The sequence below is a fragment of the Bradyrhizobium sp. 25ACV genome (assembly GCF_054863005.1).
In genome coordinates this window covers 108,313-126,101 of the sequence record NZ_JAVAYO010000003.1, presented here as the reverse complement: position 1 = coordinate 126,101, position 17,789 = coordinate 108,313, and the positions used below count along the sequence as shown (strand labels likewise).

At 61.6% G+C, this 17,789-nt stretch carries 12 protein-coding genes and 2 pseudogenes; 9 read left to right on the top strand and 5 right to left on the bottom strand.

Annotation, left to right across the window (positions count from 1 at the left end; genetic code table 11):
• Window positions 1-291 precede the first annotated feature (291 nt).
• Window positions 292-663: a hypothetical protein gene (locus RAD04_RS07665; protein ID WP_461623276.1), complete on the top strand. Its 372-nt coding sequence runs from the start codon at window positions 292-294 to the stop codon at window positions 661-663.
• A gap of 644 nt (window positions 664-1,307) precedes the next feature.
• On the opposite strand, the gene RAD04_RS07660 is transcribed toward RAD04_RS07665, so the two are convergent.
• A complete protein-coding gene (locus tag RAD04_RS07660) occupies window positions 1,308-1,658 on the bottom strand; it encodes a DUF7662 domain-containing protein (protein WP_461623275.1) in 351 nt (116 codons plus the stop codon).
• Between the two features lie 384 nt (window positions 1,659-2,042).
• Between RAD04_RS07660 and RAD04_RS07655 the strand changes: the two genes are divergently transcribed.
• The 3 genes and pseudogenes from RAD04_RS07655 to RAD04_RS07645 all read left to right on the top strand — a co-directional run.
• Window positions 2,043-5,621, top strand: a complete 3,579-nt coding sequence (locus RAD04_RS07655) for a GAF domain-containing protein (RefSeq protein ID WP_461623274.1) — start codon at window positions 2,043-2,045, stop codon at window positions 5,619-5,621.
• A 64-nt stretch (window positions 5,622-5,685) separates the two neighbouring features.
• Window positions 5,686-6,522 (top strand): universal stress protein, encoded by an 837-nt coding sequence (locus tag RAD04_RS07650; protein WP_461623273.1) that lies wholly within the window; start codon window positions 5,686-5,688, stop codon window positions 6,520-6,522.
• Window positions 6,523-7,092: 570 nt separating this feature from the next.
• Window positions 7,093-8,100, top strand: a pseudogene (locus tag RAD04_RS07645) (tyrosine-type recombinase/integrase); the annotation flags it as partial.
• A gap of 51 nt (window positions 8,101-8,151) precedes the next feature.
• On the opposite strand, the pseudogene RAD04_RS07640 reads toward RAD04_RS07645, so the two are convergent.
• From RAD04_RS07640 to RAD04_RS07625, 4 genes and pseudogenes are all read right to left on the bottom strand, one after another.
• Window positions 8,152-9,630: pseudogene (locus tag RAD04_RS07640) on the bottom strand (AMP-binding protein); the annotation flags it as partial.
• Window positions 9,631-9,674: 44 nt separating this feature from the next.
• Window positions 9,675-10,127, bottom strand: a complete 453-nt coding sequence (locus RAD04_RS07635) for a VOC family protein (protein WP_091960650.1) — start codon at window positions 10,125-10,127, stop codon at window positions 9,675-9,677.
• 33 nt (window positions 10,128-10,160) lie between these two features.
• Window positions 10,161-11,372 carry an ABC transporter substrate-binding protein gene (locus RAD04_RS07630; RefSeq protein ID WP_461623272.1) on the bottom strand — a complete coding sequence of 404 codons (1,212 nt, stop codon included), beginning with the start codon at window positions 11,370-11,372 and terminating at the stop codon, window positions 10,161-10,163.
• 105 nt (window positions 11,373-11,477) lie between these two features.
• Window positions 11,478-12,407: a LysR substrate-binding domain-containing protein gene (locus RAD04_RS07625; RefSeq protein WP_461623271.1), complete on the bottom strand. Its 930-nt coding sequence runs from the start codon at window positions 12,405-12,407 to the stop codon at window positions 11,478-11,480.
• A gap of 200 nt (window positions 12,408-12,607) precedes the next feature.
• Between RAD04_RS07625 and RAD04_RS07620 the strand changes: the two genes are divergently transcribed.
• The 5 genes from RAD04_RS07620 to RAD04_RS07600 all read left to right on the top strand — a co-directional run bounded on the left by RAD04_RS07620 (window position 12,608) and on the right by RAD04_RS07600 (window position 17,784).
• Window positions 12,608-14,308, top strand: a complete 1,701-nt coding sequence (locus RAD04_RS07620) for an acyl-CoA dehydrogenase family protein (RefSeq protein WP_461623270.1) — start codon at window positions 12,608-12,610, stop codon at window positions 14,306-14,308.
• A 5-nt stretch (window positions 14,309-14,313) separates the two neighbouring features.
• Window positions 14,314-15,099 carry a 2-keto-4-pentenoate hydratase gene (locus RAD04_RS07615; RefSeq protein ID WP_461623269.1) on the top strand — a complete coding sequence of 262 codons (786 nt, stop codon included), beginning with the start codon at window positions 14,314-14,316 and terminating at the stop codon, window positions 15,097-15,099.
• Window positions 15,100-15,224: 125 nt separating this feature from the next.
• Entirely contained in the window at window positions 15,225-16,205 is a 981-nt protein-coding gene (locus RAD04_RS07610) for a Bug family tripartite tricarboxylate transporter substrate binding protein (protein ID WP_461623268.1), read from the top strand.
• Between the two features lie 142 nt (window positions 16,206-16,347).
• Window positions 16,348-17,295, top strand: coding sequence for a tripartite tricarboxylate transporter substrate binding protein (locus RAD04_RS07605; protein WP_461623656.1), 948 nt, complete (start codon window positions 16,348-16,350; stop codon window positions 17,293-17,295).
• A gap of 3 nt (window positions 17,296-17,298) precedes the next feature.
• A complete protein-coding gene (locus tag RAD04_RS07600; RefSeq protein WP_461623267.1) occupies window positions 17,299-17,784 on the top strand; it encodes a tripartite tricarboxylate transporter TctB family protein in 486 nt (161 codons plus the stop codon).
• The last annotated feature ends 5 nt before the right edge of the window (window positions 17,785-17,789 follow it).

The window sequence follows — 17,789 nt, the reverse complement described above, 5'->3', positions numbered from 1 at the left end:
TGCCAGGACCGGTCAAGATAGGCCGGGATTGGCAAGGACCGTGCCAGGGAAGCGCAATCGGCATTTCAGAGCGCGCGCAGGAGGCAAGCGAAGGGTTATCTGGCCGGTGCCGCTTTCCATCCATAGGACTGGCGTGCGATCTGGCCAGTGATGTCGGTGTCCTTTTCGTCAGAGAGGCGCCAGGCCGCCACCCCGAAGCAGACGGTTAGAACCACGGCTGTTGTTAGCAGCAGCATCGATAGAAACTGGCTCACACCTACACCCCCGAATACGACGCATGAGCCAGCGACCATGGAACGTCGATTCGGAAAATGCAGATGCCTTGACCTATTAGCAAATATCCCCAAGCTACGCACAATGCGCAATTATCCTTGGTCGCAATTGTTATTCGTTCAAGCCGTTGAGATTGAATCAGGTTCTGATCGACCAGCGGAGTGCCGATCCATGGTTCGGAAAACAGCCGCTCAAGAACGCACGCTCAAACTTGCCCGCGGCCTAGGGGCGAAAGTGCAGGTGGGAGCATTTGGTGCTGGCGCGAACCGCGTTGAGATCGTTGCGGACTTCGCATCCCGCGTTGCCGAAAGAGCGGCCGAAACAAACGATGAAGATCCGATCGTTGCTAGCGCGACGAGCACTACCCCGAAAATTAGGCTGCGCATTTAATCCTCCCTCACTCCCTCTCAGCATCGGACGGTGTTGTTTCAGCGCCGCTTCGTTTGGCCGCCAAAATGGTTTCGTGCACGCGACCGTGAAGTGTGGATTGCTGTTTTGCTCTGGCCCAAAGGCTCTCTAAGCCGAAGCAGAGCCCAGCCGGCCTCAGCCGCCCAGACTGCTTCAAGAACGCGCGCATCGCATGAGAGCGGAATTAAATCAAACCTAATCTCCATGGCAAAGTGCATTTAATTCAGTCATTTAAAGCTAGAGTGTCGCGGTAGAGACTTTCGGCTGCCGTGCCATGATTGCCGCAGCAGGACGGTTAAAGGTCATATCAACCGTTTCCTGGAAGCCTTGGGCTTGACCGGCGCTTAATGCGAGTTCCCATTTAAATCTCCAGTTCGAGATGAGTCGGGATTTGCCGTGGGTATTTACTTGCTCTCGCTCGCGGCGTGCGTTGTCGGGGTTCTTCTATTCATGGCATTCCATCGATAGGGCCGACAACGGACGCAACAGTTACATTGAATCCTCAACCCAAGCCGAAATTAATAGTTTTGGCCGGTTGTTTTTGACTGTGCACAGTTGCTCGCGTTCAATTCCAAAAGTGGAGGCGAACGTGTTTTTGAACTGGGTCCTCGTTATCCTTATGGGCGTCAGCGTTGCGGTCCTGATAGCCCACGCGATTGACGCGATGCGCTCCTGACGTGCGCTCTCGGCGATGATCTCTGATGGACCTTGCCGGTACGGGCGGAGCACAACCCGGCGCGGTGAAGTTCTTCAATATCGATGAACTCCACGGCTCGCTGTCCCAATGAAACCCTGGCCGCAAAGCCGCCATGGAGCCAGGCCCTAGATTGCGTGTGCCCAGCTTTCCGCAAACTGTTTCCCCACCAGGCGTTGAACTTGTACGCTGACGGCGGCAACGGCCTGCCGAGAATTGCTTCAATTTCCGAGAACGTGAGCCGAATCGTTTGCGGCCCTGTGCGCTGGCCCACGGAAAGCATCGCGGGAAACGGCAGGTTTTCCCATCGGAACGCCCTTAAAAATTAAATCCATAATAAAGGCAAGTCTGAAGCATTGGTGCGGAAAAAGCTAGCGCAAAATTAAATCAGACCGTATCTCGCATTGAGAGATTGGAGGCGGTCCGAAATCAGCCGCGGCAATAGCCGCTCTTGGATCCGGCGATCTGCCGCCATGTGGACCAAAGCAGCGCGACTCGTGGAGCTCGCTGCTTCGGTAGATCGCGGAGGCGAATTGACGCGTGGTCGATTGAAAATCAACTAACGATACGTCTGGTCGGAAGCACCTGATGGTGGAATAGTTCCCGACGCTTTCTTGATTGGATTTTGTCGTCGGCCGCGAACCGGCTGGCGACCTGGATTTTCATCATGGCCGCGCTTCCTCAGGACGTTGTGGCGGAATTGCACCAAGAGAACGCGCGGCTCCTGGCCGAATTGCGCGCCGCACAAGATCGCGAGACCGCCACCGCGGACATCCTCAAAATCATTGCCAGTTCGCCATCGGAGGTGAAGCCGGTATTCGATGCGATCGCGAGGCGCGCCAATGCCTTGCTCGGCGGCTTTTCGACGACCGTATTCCGCTTCATGGACGGCACTGCCCATTTGGCGGCCTTCACGCCGACCAATTCTGCTGCCGATCAAGCTTTGCAGCAGATGTTTCCGCGGCCGATTGCCGATTTCGAGAGTTTTGAAAGGACGCGGGTCGGTAAGGTGGTGCCGACCCCCGATACCGAAGCGCTGACAAACGACATCAAATTCATCGCGCGCGCCCGCGGCTTTCGCAGCATGTTGTTCGTTCCGCTCACGACCGGAGGCGCGGTAATCGGCATGATCAGCGTAACGCGGGTCGAGCCGGGTGCCTTCGCTCCGCACCATGTGCAACTTCTGCAGACTTTCGCCGATCAGGCCGTTATCGCCATTGAGAATGCGCGGCTGTTCGATGAGGTGCAGGCGCGCACCGACGACTTGCGGGAATCGCTGCAGCAGCAAACGGCGACTGCCGATGTGTTGAAGGTCATCAGCCGCTCCGCGTTTGATTTGCAAACGGTTCTCGACACGCTCACGGAATCGGCGGCGTGGCTGAGTGGTGCCGACATGGCAGCAATCGTCCGGCAGGACACCGACGGCGCCTACTATCATGCAACTCGGTACAATTTCTCGCCCGAGTGGGCCGAGGTCTCAGCGGGCATTCGTCTCAATGCTGGACGCGGCAGCGTCGTTGGGCGCGTCCTGCTGTCCGGCAAGGCTGTCCAGATCCAGGATGTCCTGGCTGATCCCGAATACGCTTATCCCGAGCAGCAGAGGGCCGGCGGTTACCGGACCCTCCTGGGCGTACCTTTGCTTCGATCCGGAGAAACGATCGGCGTGCTGTTCCTGGGCCGCAAGGCCGTGAACTCGTTCACGGACAAGCAGATCGACCTGGTCTCCACTTTCGCCGATCAGGCCGTGATCGCGATTGAGAATGTCCGGCTGTTCGATGAGGTCCAGGCGAAGACGCGCGATCTCGCCGAATCGCTCCAGCAGCAAACCGCGACTGCCGACGTGCTGAAGGTGATCAGCCGCTCGACCTTCGATCTGCAGACCGTGCTCAACACGCTGGTCGATTCGGCGGCACGGCTGTGCGAGGCGGAGATGGCATTCATCATGCGTCGCGAGGGCGATGAATACCAAGCCGGCGCAGCGGTGGGGTTTTCCGAGGACTACATCGCGTTTCTGCAGGGTCACCCGATTGCGCCAGGCCGGAGCACGGTTACAGGTCGGGCCGTACTCGAGCGCCGTCCAGTGCAGATCCTCGACGTCGCTGCCGATCCCGAATACGGCCTGCACGAGTCCATCACCATGGCTGGTCAGCGCACGGCGCTCGGTGTTCCCCTGCTGCGCGAGAATGAGCCGATCGGCGCGCTCGTAATCGCTCGCAAGCGCGTGCAGCCCTTCACGGAAAAACAGATCGAGCTGGTCGCCACATTTGCCGACCAGGCCGTGATCGCCATCGAGAATGTACGGCTGTTCGAACAATTGCAGACCAGAACGCGAGATCTGTCTGAGGCGCTGACGTACCAGACCGGCAGCGCCAATATCTTGCGGGTTATCGCTTCCTCGCCGACCGAGGTCGGTCCGGTGCTCAAGGCGATCGTGGAAAGCGCATGCGGACTTTGCGAGGCATATGATGCACTGGTGGTTCTGAGGGACGGCGACGACATCGTCATCCAGGCCCATCATGGACAAGTTCCCGTGGTGTGGAGCCGGCGGGCGATCAGTGTCAAATCGCCCACCGGCCGGGCGATTATCGACCGTCGCACCGTTCATGTGCACGACCTGCTCGGGCCCGAAGGCGAGGAGTTCCCGACCGGACGCGAATATGCGCTTCGCTCAAACGTTCGGACCGTTCTGAGCGTGCCGCTGTTGCGCGATGACGAGAGCATGGGTGCGATCGTGCTTCGTCGCACGGAGGTTCGTCCATTTGGCGAGAAGCAGATCACCCTGCTTCAGACTTTCGCAGATCAAGCTGTCATCGCCATCGGCAACGTGCGTCTGTTCGAACAATTGAATGAATCGTTGGAGCGGCAGACGGCAACGTCGGAGGTGCTGGAAATCATTAGCGCTTCATCGGGCGCATTGACGCCGGTCTTTCACAAGATGCTGGAGAACGCGACGCGAATTTGCGGCGCCGGCTTCGGCACCATGAATCTCTATGAGGACGGCGGCTTTCGCACGGTCGCACTGCACAACGCGCCGCAAGCTTATGTTGATACCCGGCTATACCAGAGCATCCGCCCACATCCGGCGAGCGGGCTAGGCACCGTCGAGAAAACTCATCAGACGGTTCATATCGACGATATCAGGACCCAGCCGCCCTACGTCGAAGGCAACCCGAACGTTCGCGCGCTTGCCGACCTTGCCGGCGCACGGACCCTCGTCATCGTGCCCATGCTCAAGGACGATGAGCTGATTGGCACCATCACGATCTTTCGCCAGGAAGTTAGATCCTTCACTGACAAGCAGATCGAGCTCGTGTCCAATTTCGCACACCAGGGCGTGATCGCAATCGAGAATGCACGCCTGCTGAACGAGCTGCGCGAGCGCACTATGGAACTGTCCCAATCGCTCGAGGAATTGCGAAATGCGCAGGATCGGTTGATCCAGACCGAGAAGCTTGCCTCGCTCGGGCAACTCACCGCCGGCATTGCGCATGAGATCAAGAATCCGCTCAATTTCGTCAACAATTTTGCTGCGCTTTCCTCCGAACTCATCGAAGAACTCGGCGACGCGCTGCGCTCAGCCGGACTCGGCGAGGCAGCAAGGCTGGACATCGACGTGCTGATACACATGCTACAAGGCAATTTGGAAAAGATCGTGCAGCACGGAACGCGCGCCGATTCCATTGTCAAGAATATGCTTCTGCACTCTCGCGAAGGGTCTGGCGAACGCCGCGCGGCCGATATCAACGCCATCCTCGAGGAAAGCCTCAACCTTGCTTATCACGGAGCGCGCGCCGAGAAAGCAGGCTTCAATATCACGCTCGAAAGGAACCTCGATCCGTCTGCGGGGGCGCTCGATCTGTATCCGCAGGAAATCACGCGGGTGTTCCTCAATCTCGTTTCAAATGGCTTCTACGCGGCGAGCAAACAAAAGGACGCCGCCGGCGACGGCTTCGAGCCAAGGCTGCGCGCAACGACGACAAATCTCGGCGGCGCCGTCGAGATCCGGATTCGCGACAATGGCGCCGGCATCCCGGCCGACGTGAGAGAGAAAATATTCAATCCATTCTTCACAACCAAGCCCGCAGGCGAAGGAACTGGCCTTGGCCTTTCAATCTGCCACGACATCATCGTGAAACAGCACGGCGGCAGCATCGATGTCGATACCGAGCCCGGCGATCATACGGAATTCATCATCAGGCTGCCGCGTAGCGGCACACCGGAACGACGCGACGTGAAATTATCGTAGGCATCAATTCAAGCGAAACTAGGAATCCTGCGTCGATATTCACTGCAAACACCGGAGGTCGAAAATGAAGACGCTCTTGGTCCCGCTTCAAAATATTCCGATGATGACATCCACGCTCGATGTCGCTGTACGCCTCGCGCATCGTACCGGCGCCTATATCGAAGGCTTTCCGCTCCGGTTCGGCATCCCTCAATATCTGGCCGCGGAATTGGCCACCGGCATTCTGTTAGATTCGTATGAAGTGAAGAGCGAAGCCGAATTGAACGACATGCGGGACTTTTTCGAAGCATTCATGCTGAAGCACGATGTTCCTCGATCCGCTGGATTGGGTCGACCATGTTTCGGCTGGCTGGAGACCGCCCCTGAGGGCGAAGATTTTGTCGGAAGCTATGGGCGCGCTTTCGATCTGATCGTGATGGTACGGTCTGACATTGATGCTGCGGGCCCTCACCGTCGCGCGATTGAGTCCGCGCTGTTTGAGAGCGGCAGGCCCGTTCTACTTGTGCCATCGAATGCACCAAGAAGCGTCGCAACAAACATTATGATCCATTGGAACGGTAGTACCGAGCAAGCTCGGGCAAACGCATTTGCCATGCCGTTGCTTCGTCTGGCCGAAAAGGTATCGGTCCTAACCGTCGTTGGCGGCCAAGCGGTACCAGGACCGTCTGCCGATCAGATCGTCCAGCAACTGCGGTACAATGACATTGCAGCGCAGGCGAGAACGGTTGAACTGGAGGATCGCGATACCGGAGAGGCAGTCCTCGATGCCGTTAGAGCTGAGGGCTGCGACCTCTTGATCAAGGGAGCCTTCACCCGCACCCGGTTGCGGCAAATGATATTCGGCGGGGCGACCAGCTATATCATGGAGCATGCGGATCTGCCTGTTCTGATGGCTCATTAGAGCCGCTCGCCTCTCTTCAGATCATGCAACCCTGCTCCTGTCTTGCCCGACGGGTCAAACCAGGATTCGGAAAAGGCGCAACCCCTTGATTCGGCTGGTGCCGGCTACTGTGCATGGGGTTGTTTTCGACATTTTTGATACGGGCGGTCCCGCCGCCGTGAGGCCAGGGCGATCGTCCGCAACCGGCAGCGGTCAGGAAAATGAATGGTGCGCGGACAAGGGATCGAACCTTGGACCTCTCCCGTGTGAACCACAATCCGTAGACCCGAGTCAACCAAATCCAGCCACAGTTGGAATATAGAAACTCCTTTAGTTGAAGGTGGTTATGGCTATATGTGGCCATAAGAGCCCTTAGGTGTCCTTACTACATTTTGTATGCCCCTGTTGTGCCCGCCGGGGATTTTCCCTTGGGGCACAAAAAACGGGGGAGGTCTGAGACCCGGTTCTGTTTGGGTCTGTAGATCCTCCCTGCGCCGGCACACAACAAGAAGAAGGTTTGAGGCCCGGTTCTGTTCGAGGGCTGACCGCCTTCTTGCGGGGCACACCGGGCACAGAGAGAGGGAATGAATCATGACGGAGCCGGCCAACCAGCTGACACTCACTGATACGGTGATCCGCAACGCAACGCTGCCGCCCGGTAAGTCGCAGCATTATCTCCACGACGACAAGCTGCCCGGCTTGGCCTTGCGCATGCGCGCCACCGGCGGCCGGACCTGGGTCTACCTCTTCACCAAGCCGGGGGTGAGGGGGACCCAGCGCAAGACCCTCGGCGCGTGGCCCAAATATAGTGAGAAGGCCGCGCGCAAGGCCGCCACCATCGCCGCAGGCGAGGTCGTCAAGGGCTTGGACCCGAACGACCCGAAGCGCGAGGCGAGGCGGCAACAAGCAGCCGAGAAGCAGCGCACCACGCTCGCGGCCCTCATTGTTGAAGATGGTCCCTACCAGATGTCCTTGACCGAACGTCAAGTCGTCAACTGGAAGCCAGCAATGTCGGCACTGCGGCGCGGGCTCAAGGATCACGCCGAGAGCGGCGTAGGGGACCTGACGCGACGGTAGATCATGGCCGCGGTCGACAAGATTGCCAAGACCGGCAAGCGCGGTGCAGCCAAGGACTTGCGCAAGCACGTGCATACCTTTCTCGAATGGTGTGTCGGCGAGGGCTATGTCGAGCACAACGTGCTCGCCGGCTATCGCGCGCCCAAGGAAACCCGGGCGCAAAGGGTCGGACGCCGAACGAAGGGGCGCGCTCTGACCGATGAGGAAATCATCAAGGTCTGGGATGCATCAGGCAAGCTCGGGGCTTTCGGTCTCCTGTCACGCATGTGCCTGCTCGGCGGCCCGCGCCGCAGCGAGCCTACCATGATCGAGTGGCGAAAGCACATCATGGACGACCGAATCACCTTCGATGCGGCGTGGACCAAGATGGGACTGCACCACGACGTGCCGCGCACTCACCTGGTTGACGAGGTGCTCACGGCCGCGAAACATTTCCAGCGGGCAACCTCCGACTATGTCTTCCCGTCGCCAAAGACCGGCGGCCAGATGTCCGGCTTCACCAAGATGGTCAACCGCCTGGTCATCCGCCCGCAGCCGCTCGACGCAGGCCCGCTCGATCGGCTTCTCGGAGATCGTTTTCGGAATCTCGGTCAAGACCTGGATGAGCTCGGGAATGTCACGCTTCTGCAATACCAACCTGCAATATGTGAGCAGCGCGGCTTCGCTGAAATCAGGCGTGCGCGGGACAACCGCTGCGACCAGGGTCCTCTCGCCCGCAACATTTCGTGGGGTCGCGACGCCGTAGACGAAGACGTCGGAGAGGAGGCCCGATTTGATCAGAGCGGCTTCGACCAGCGCCGTGTTGATGAAGTCGCCGTCGCGCCGAACGCCTCCGCCGATCCGATAGTGGAAGAAGAACCAGCCGTCTTCGTCAGCGTGGACGACGTCGCCGGTGCGGAACCAACCTTCCACGACCTTGGCGTCGCTTGCCTCCGGGTTTCTGAAGTACGTGGTCTTGATCGGTACGCCATCCCGGCGCCGGAAGCGCAGCTCGCCGGGCTGCATGGGCGGGCAGCGCTGTCCGTCGTCATCGAATATCGCGGCTTCGAGCTCGGGCGGGGGCTTGCCCAGGCTGCCGATCGGTCCGCATCCCGGCGGGTTGGTAAGGGCGCCGCCGCCTTCGGTCGAGCCGTAGATTTCGCAGATCTGCACGCCATAGCGCCGTTCGTACTCCTTCCAGAGCTCGGGCGGCATGCCGGCGCTGATGATGAGGCGAACCGGATTGTCGGAATCGTCCGGCGCTTCCGGGATGCTGTAGATCTCCGGGATCATGCCGCCGAGAATGTTGAACATGGTGCAGCCGAATCTCCGGCAGATCGACCAGAGATGGCGCTTGCTGAACTTGCGGCTGATGACGACCGGCAAGCCTGCCGTCAGGCCGATGCGCAGCGTGCCCTGGGCATTGATGTGCGTTAGCGACAGGCCGGTGTAGAGCACGTCATCGGCATTGAGCTCGATCCCGTGCATGCCGCGCGCCCGGCTCATATAGGCGCCGTGCGAGATGACCACGGCCTTGGGATTGCCCGTCGTCCCCGAGGTGAACATCAGCATCATGGGATCGGCCGGCAAAACGTCGATGCGATCGCTGGATCCGCCTTCCTTCAAGACATCCCGGTAGCTCAGATTCATCCGCGCGACCGAGGGAGGCCAGGCGCGATTCTCCGTGAGGATCACGGCCCAGGAGAGGGCATTGCCGTCCAGGCCCGCAAAGGCCGCCGCACAGTCTGCCGAGCAGATCACTCCGCGGCACTCGGCATGCGACAGCATGAAGCTCAGCTTCTCGCCGATCGTTCTGGGATCGATCGGCACGAAGACCGCTCCCAGCATTGCGGCAGCCAGCATTGCTTCGACGAATTCCGGATGATTGGCCATCATCAGGGCGAAGGTTTCGCCGCGCCGAAGGCCAAGCGCGGCGAGGCGCCGCGCGAGCGCAGCGCCGTTTCGTTCCAGCTGGGTGTAGGAGCGCTCCTCGGTCCGAGAAATGCCGTCAGACGTCACGTCCACGAATGTCAGGGCCGTCTTGTCAGGCGTCTTCAGAGCTTGGGCTGCCACGAGGTCGGCGACAGTATCGAGCGGAGGAGCGGTGTCCACGGGTCTCACCCCCCAAAGCCATAGTAGCTCCGGACCACCGGTTCGCGGAGCTTGCCCGGCTCGAAGATTTCGATGACGACGCCATCGGGGGCGCCGAGCATGAAATAACCGCCGCCTCCGCCGAGGCGGCGGATGGGATTGGGAATATGCAGGCCGGCGACCTTCATACGGTCGTACAGCTCGTCGATACCGACGACCTGCATGCCGAGATGGTGGACGGCATTCTTGCCCTCGCCGCGCGGAAGCTGGTCGTAGAGATGCAGCGCGCCAATGCCGACCTTGATGAAGACGTTACGCGCGCCGGCGACGTCGCCGTCCCACATCACCTCGGCGTCGAACCACGTCCTGTAGAAGTCGATGGTGGCATCGACGTTGGATGCGAACAGGTGCACATGCTGCAGGTGATAGCGCTGCTTGGTGCCATAAGGATACTGCCACTCGTTCTCGGGTGTCGTCATTGTCGTCCTCGGATGTTGAAGTCGGATATCGGGTCAGCGCTTCACGAGCGGGCAGGTGCTCTCGGCCAGCGGAATGGTGACATCCTGGGCCGGAATCGTGCGGAGGATCTTGTAAAGGTCCCACTCGCCCTTGGAGTCCTTGGGGGCTTTCACCTCCGCCAGGTACATGTCGCGAACGACGCGGCCGTCCTCGCGGATCGTGGCGCCATGCGTGAAGGCGCTCTCGATCGGAGCGGCGCGCATCTTCTCGATCACCTTGTTGGCGTCGTCCGAGCCGGTTGCCTCGATCGCCTGCAGATAGTGACGGACGGCCTCGTAGACGCCGATCTGCATGAAGGTGGGCCGCTGTCCCTTGCGTCGTGCCGCGAATTTCTCCGACCAGGTGCGAGTCTGTGTGTTGAGATCCCAGTAGAAGGGCGTCGTGAGGAATGTGCCTTGTGTCGCCTGAAGGCCGAGCGAGTGGACGTCAGTGAGCAGCAGAAGCATCGCCGCCATCTTCTGCCCACCGGCGGTGAGGCCGAACTCTTCGGCCTGCTTGATGGTTGCGACCGTGTCTCCGGCGGCGTTTGCGAGACCGACGATATTGGCTTTGGATGCCTGCGCCTGAAGCAGGAAGGAGGCGAAATCGGTGGTCCCTTGCGGGTGCGCCGAGGCTCCCAGCACCTTGCCGCCATTGGCCTGCACGACTGCGCTGGCATCCTTCTGAAGCTGATGGCCAAAGGCGTAGTCGGCCGTCACGAAGTACCAGCTCTTTCCGCCACCTTCGACCACGGTCTTGGCCGTTCCGCGCGCAAGGGCATAGGAATCGAAGGTCCAGGCGACGCTGGTCGGCGAGCAGAACTGGTTGGTGAGCGCGGTCGTTCCGGGCGAAGAGAACAGCATGACCCGCGAACGCGTCCGGGCGACCTCCTGCACCGCGAGCGCGACGGCCGAGTTTGGCACGTCGGCAATGGCGTCCACGCCGTCCTGCTCGAACCATTTGCGCGCGATGTTGGCGGCGACGTCAGGCTTGAGCTGATGGTCCGCGAAGACGATCTGGACAGGTTTGCCGGCGACGTGGTTGCCGAATTCTTCCGCGGCCAGTTGCGCTGCGACGACCGAGCCTTCGCCGGTGGCATCGGAGACGATGCCGGACATGTCGGTCAGCACGCCGATCTTCACGATGTCGCCGGTGATCTGTGCTCGCACTGGCGAGCTTGCCGCGATCGCCAGTCCCGCGACCAGCATCCCGAATAGCAGCCTCATCCCGCGTTTCCCCCCCATCATCGGTGCGTGACGCTGGGGTCTGTGTCAGAGCCGGTTCGGACTGGCAAACGAGGTTTTCGCGGTGTCCCTTGAGTGAAACTCAACTCAATCGTTTGCACGCTTTCGCGAGGATGTCCTGGCGGCCGTCTTGTTGGCGCCCTGTTGCTTGCAGGCATTGCAGAGCCACGTGGCAAAGGCCGCGACCGCCGGATCGTCCGCCATGCGTTGCTCATATTCGAGCACGAAGTGGCGCCGCGTCGGCCGGACCACGGGATGCGCTCTGACGAGATTGAGTTGCGCAAGGTCCGGAGCGAGCAGGCTCTCGATGGCGATGGCGGCGCCGAGCCCGGCCGCAGCGGCCTCGATCGCGAGCCCCAGATTTTCAAAGCTGCTTCCGCCGCGGATCGGCACCTTGGTGAGCTGCGCGTGGTCGAGCCAGCGTCGCCAATCGTCTGGCCGTGGCCTGTTGTGCAGCAGCGGAACGGACGCGAAATCCAGCGCGCCATCCTTCAGCAGAGTTGGCGAGCAGACCGGCACGGTGGCGATCGGCAGCAGAGGCCGGGTGACGAGGCCGGCTCTCGGCTCTCCGTCCGAGACGGCAATGACGGCATCGTAGCGGCTGGCAAGAAGATCAACCGGGTTGGCGCTGGTGTGCAGATCGATCTCCAGCTCGGGATGTGCCGCCTTGAGCCCCGGCCACATCGGCAGGAGAAAACGCGACAGGAAGAATCCGTAGACGCCGACGGATAGCCGTCTGAACTGCCGCAGGTGCAGGCCTTCAGCGGCATCCGCAATGCGATCGAGGGCCTCGCGGGTGGAATCGGCGAACGCCTTGCCGGCCGAGGTCAGGACCAAGCCCCGCGATCCCCGCAGGAACAGCGCGGTGCCCATGCGCACTTCGAGTGCGCGGACGTGCCTGCTGACTGCGCCGACCGTCACGTTCAACTCGTCGGCGGCTCGCGTGATCGACAGGTGTCGTGCGGCCGCTTCGAATGCCCGCACGGCATGGAGTGGAGGAAGTCGTCGTGAAGCCATGATGGTGCGCCCCGCGGGATGACCGGGCCTTGAGTTTCGCTCAAGGCGCCCGCCCAAGAAGTCGTTTGCGTGGAGCGCTGTCAAGTCATACCCGAACACTGGCCCGGGGTCCGCCCCGCCCAAGATACGTCCGTCCGGAGAGGAAGCTCATGACCGTTCATGCCGGTTTGGCCCGTCGCGAAGCGTCGTCCCGACGCTCGATGGCGTTAGCGCCCACCTGCCGTGGGCTGAACTACTTTGCGATCGACCGGAGCATTCGGGATCTGCTTCCCCTCTACATGGACGCGCCATTGCTGGCGCATCTCCAGCCGCATCTTGCCGAGCTCGGCGCGCTCGCCGGCGGCAGGCTTCACGACCTTTCCGATCAAGCCGAGCGCCATCAGCCCGTCCTGCATTCCCGCGACTTCCACGGTCGCGACGAGGAGTGGGTCGAATATCACCCGGCCTATCGCGAGATGGAGCAGATCGCTTTCGGACAATTCGGTATGCATGCGATGTGCAACCGCGGCGGCGTGCTCGGCTGGCCCTCGGCCATGCCGCCGCTTGCGAAATACGTGTTTCACTACCTGTTCGCCCAGGCCGAGTTCGGCCTGCTGTGTCCGGTGAATCTCACCGACAGCTCCTCCGAGCTGGTCCGGCGCTTCGGCAGCGGCGAGCTTCATGAACGATATCTTTCGCGGATGTGGAGTCAGGATCCGGCCACGCTGCTCAAATGCGCGCAGTTCATGACCGAGAAGGCCGGCGGCTCCGATGTCGGTGCGGCCGAACTGACCGCCGTGCGCGATGGCGCGCATTGGAGGCTCTATGGTGAGAAATGGTTCTGCTCCAACGCCGATGCGGAGCTTGCCGTGTTGCTGGCACGGCCGGAGGGCGCAGTCGGCGGCGGGCGCGGCCTCGGCCTGTTTCTGATGCCGAAGACGCTGCCGGATGGCAGCCGCAACGCCTATCGGATCATGCGGCTCAAGGACAAGCTCGGCAGCCGCACCATGGCGAGCGGCGAGATCGTGTTCGATGGTGCCGTCGCCTATCAGCTCGGTGAGCTCGACCAGGGCTTGAAGCATATGCTGGTGATGGTGAATTCCAGCCGTGTCTCGCATCTGGCACGTGCCGCCGGGATGATGCGCCGCTGCCTCAACGAGGCGCTCCAGGCTTCCCGTCATCGCAATGCCTTCGGTCGTGCGGTGGTCGATCATCCCTTGATGCGCCGGCAGCTCGTCAAGCTGATGGTGCCGACCGAGCAGGCGCTGTCCGCGCTGCTCTATTCTGCGACCGCACCGGAGAAGGTGCTGCGGCTGCTGACGCCGATCGTCAAATACCGGGCCTGCCGCGACAATGTCACGGTGGCGACCGGTGCGATGGAGGCGCGCGGCGGCAACGGCTACATCGAGGACTGGCCGAACGCGCGGCTGGTGCGCGATGCCCATCTCGGCCTGATCTGGGAGGGCACCAGCAACATCAACGCGCTCGATGCCGTGCAGCGCGCCGTTGGAAAGGTCGGCGCTCACGCCGCCCTGCGCGATGATCTCGCGTCTTGGCTCGCCGAGATGCAGGGTGTTCCTGGTCAATTTCGTACGCGGCTTGAGGGCGCTATCAATAGCGCCATGCGCTTCGCGGAAGAGGTCGCGGCACGCCCAGAGAATGAGCGCTTCTGCCGTGCTGCTGCCGGCAAGCTCTATCATGCCGTCACCGCCGCCCTGTTCATCCAGGAGGGCTTGCGTCTGGGTGCATCCGGCGGCGACGCCCGCCGCCTGCTGCTCGCGCGCTTCGTGCTGGAGCACCGCGTGCAAGAGCCGAACACGTTGAACCTGGAGAGCCAGCGTTGGGAGGACGAGGCCATCGACCTGTTGCTGGATGAGGCACCCGTGCCGTTGTCGCGCGCGGCTGCGCTGCTGGTGAGGTAATCGCGATGGATCAGTCGGCACAACGCGAACTCGCCCATTTACTCGCAACCCTGCGCCGTGAAGGACGCCAGCAGAGCGGCCTCGACCAGCGTCTCGTGCCGCCGGACAAGGCCACTGCCTACCGCGTCGCGCGCATGGTCGAGGAGGAGCTCGGCTGGACCGTCGCGGGCTGGAAGATTGCGGCCATGAAGGAAGGGTTGCAGCGTGAGTTGCGCACGGACTCGCCGATCTATGGCCGCGTCTACGCGCCGCTCATCAAGACATCGCCGGTGACGGTCGAACATGCCCGCCAGTGCAGTCCCATTCCCGAAGTCGAATACCAGGCGCTGCTCGGCGCCGATCTTCCGCCGCGTGAAGCTCCCTACAGCATCGAAGAAGTCAAGGAAGCCGTCGTTTCGCTGCATCCGGGCGTGGAGCTGGCCGAGTGTCGCTTCGTCCATGACGCCGCGTTTCCTCCGCTGCCCGCCATCCTTGCGGACGGAGCCGGCAGCGGGACGATTGCATACGGTCCGCCGATCGAGAACTGGCGGGAGCGCGATATTGCCGGCCAGGAGGTCGTGCTGACCTGCAACGGGACGCTGAGGCGGAAGGGCAGTGCGGCGATCGCGTTGGACCATCCGATCGCGCCGGTGACATGGCTCGCCAACGAACTCTCGCGGACCGGCATCGGCCTGAAGGCGGGGCAGATGATCAGCACCGGCACGGTGACGGGAATGTTGAGACCGAAGCCCGGCGAGACGTTCGTCGCGGATTTCGGACCTTTCGGCAGCGTGACGGTGACATACGCGTGATCTGATCGAACGGACAATTTCCTAGAACAAGAAGTCGGACGTGCTGCGCGACGAGATCGCCAGACCCCACCGGCAAGGAGCTGGAAAACGGCATGGCGTCAGCCTTGCGGGGAGGGGAGCAGCCTATGGAGTTCATCGGTCTTTGCCGCAAATTACTTCTTGCGTCGACCATTGCGTTGTCCATGCCCGCGATGGCGTGGGCGGAATTTCCCGAGCGACCGATCAAATTCGTCGTGCCCTTTGCAGCCGGCGGGCCGACGGATGCATTGGCGCGGTCTCTGGCCGAGGGTGTCAGGGTCAAGCTTGGCCAACCCGTCATCGTCGAAAATCGTGCCGGCGCCGGCGCCAACGTCGGAGCCGACTTCGTCGCGAACTCGCCGGCCGACGGTTACACCCTCCTGTTCGGGACGTCGGGCCCGCTCGCCATCAATGTGAGCCTGTACGCGAAGCTCAGCTACGATCCGATCAAGAGCTTCGATCCGGTCATCATGATCGGCAAAATGCCCAACGTGCTTTCGGTGCATCCCTCTGTGCCGGCGCAGAATATGCAGGAGTTGATCGCGTATGCGAAGGCGAATGCGGGAAAGTTGAGCTTCTCCTCGTCCGGTAATGGCGCATCCACTCACCTCGCCGGTGTCATGTTCAATGCCATCGCCGGCACCGACATCCTGCATGTGCCGTATCGTGGCGGCGCGCCTGCGATCAACGATCTGATCGGCGGTCAGGTTCAGATGAGCTTTGCCGACATCTTCGTCTCCGCACCTCACATCAAGGCCGGACTCCTTCGCGCGCTCGGCGTCACGACGATCGAGCGGACGCCGGTTCTGCCCGATGTGCCGACCTTCGACGAGCAGGGCCTGAAAGGTTTCGACGTCAGCGTGTTCTTCGGCGTCGTCGCACCGAAGGGCGTGCCTGAGCCGATCATCGCGAAGCTCAATGCGGCCTTCGTCGCCGCCATGAACGACAGCTCGATCAAACCGATCCTCGATGCGCAGGGAATCATCCCGGCGCCGTCGAGCAATCCCGCCTATCTGGGGACGTTCATGGCGCAGGAAATTCCCAAATGGCGGGGCGTCATCAACTCGATCGCACTGCGAATTGATTGAGGTGCGGGAAGCCATCGGCAGTCGTGGTCCGCCAGGGGAGGGGATTCACGGTGCCGATGGCAGGCCGCCGGCAGGACACATGAAGACACGAGCTCGAGCGAACCACTGGAGAGAGGATCTTATGTTTCAACGCAGCAGTTTGATGATTGCGATCGCGGCGCTCGCCATGTTCGTGCCCGTCTACGCCGGCGCACAGGAATACCCGACCAAGCCGATCACGCTGATCATTCCCTGGCCGGCCGGCGGATCGACCGACCTCACCATGCGCGTGATCGCCGAGAGCGCTTCGAAGGTGCTGGGACAACCGATCGCGATCGACAACAAGGCCGGAGGAAGCGGCACGGTCGGCCCAGCCACCATGGCCGCATCCGCGAAGCCCGACGGCTACACCATCGCGCAGCTCCCGATGGGAGTGTTCCGCCTGCCGCTGATGCAGGAAGTCCCGTGGGATCCGTCGAAGGATTTCACCTATATCATCCACCTCTCGGGCTACACCTTCGGCGTGACGACCAGTGCGGAAGGTCCGTTCAAGACATGGCAGGACGTGGTTGACTACGCCAAGGCCAATCCGGGCAAGGTCACCTATGCGACGCCTGGCGTCGGGACTTCGCCGCATGTCGGGATGGAACAGATCGCCATGCTCGCGGGCATCAAGCTCGCGGCTGTTCCGTTCAAGGGCGGCGCGGAGACGAATGCCGCGGTGCTCGGTCAGCATACGATGCTGCAGGCCGACGCCACCGGCTGGCGTCCGCTGGTCGACGCCGGCAAGCTGCGCCTGCTGATGGTGTGGACCGCGAGCCGCTCGCCGAACTTTCCCGACGCGCCGACGCTGAAGGAACTCGGCCATCCCGTGGTCTACGACTCGCCGTTCGGCATAGCCGGCCCGAAGGGCATGGACCCCAAGATCGTCGCCAAGCTGCACGACGCCTTCAAGAAGGCGCTGGATGATCCGGCCGTGGTCGCGACGCTGTCCAAATACGACATGGTGCCGAACTACAAGAACAGCGAGGACTACAAGAAGTTCGTCGTCGAGGTCACAGAATCTGAGCGCAAGGTGATCGATGCACTCGGGCTCGGCAAGAAGAACTGACCCATGAGCGGCGATAGCAACGTCAAGGTTCGCCTCGACAATTCGGAGCTTTGGAGCGGGCTGATCGCGCTAGGGCTCGGCATCTTCGTGATCCGGTCCGGCTTGAAGCTCAAGCTCGGCACCATCCACGATCCGGGCCCGGGCTTCGTGCTGTTCTATACCGGCATCCTGATCTGCGCGTTTGCGGCAACGATCATCGTTGCCGCGATCACCGAAGGCGGGCCGACCTTCGGCTCGCGCTGGAAAGATGCGCGCTGGGCCAGGCCGGTCATCGTCATCGCATGCCTCACCGGGTTCGCCATCGCGCTCGATCTGCTCGGCTTCCTGCTCGCCGCCATTCCGCTGACGCTGCTGCTGATGCGCCTGATTGACCCGGTGCGCTGGTCGCTGGCGATTCCAGTTTCCATCCTCGTTCCCGTCGGCATGTGGTGGCTGCTCAAGCAAGCGCTTGGCATTCAGCTGCCGTCCGGCATGTTCGGTATCGGCTGAGCACG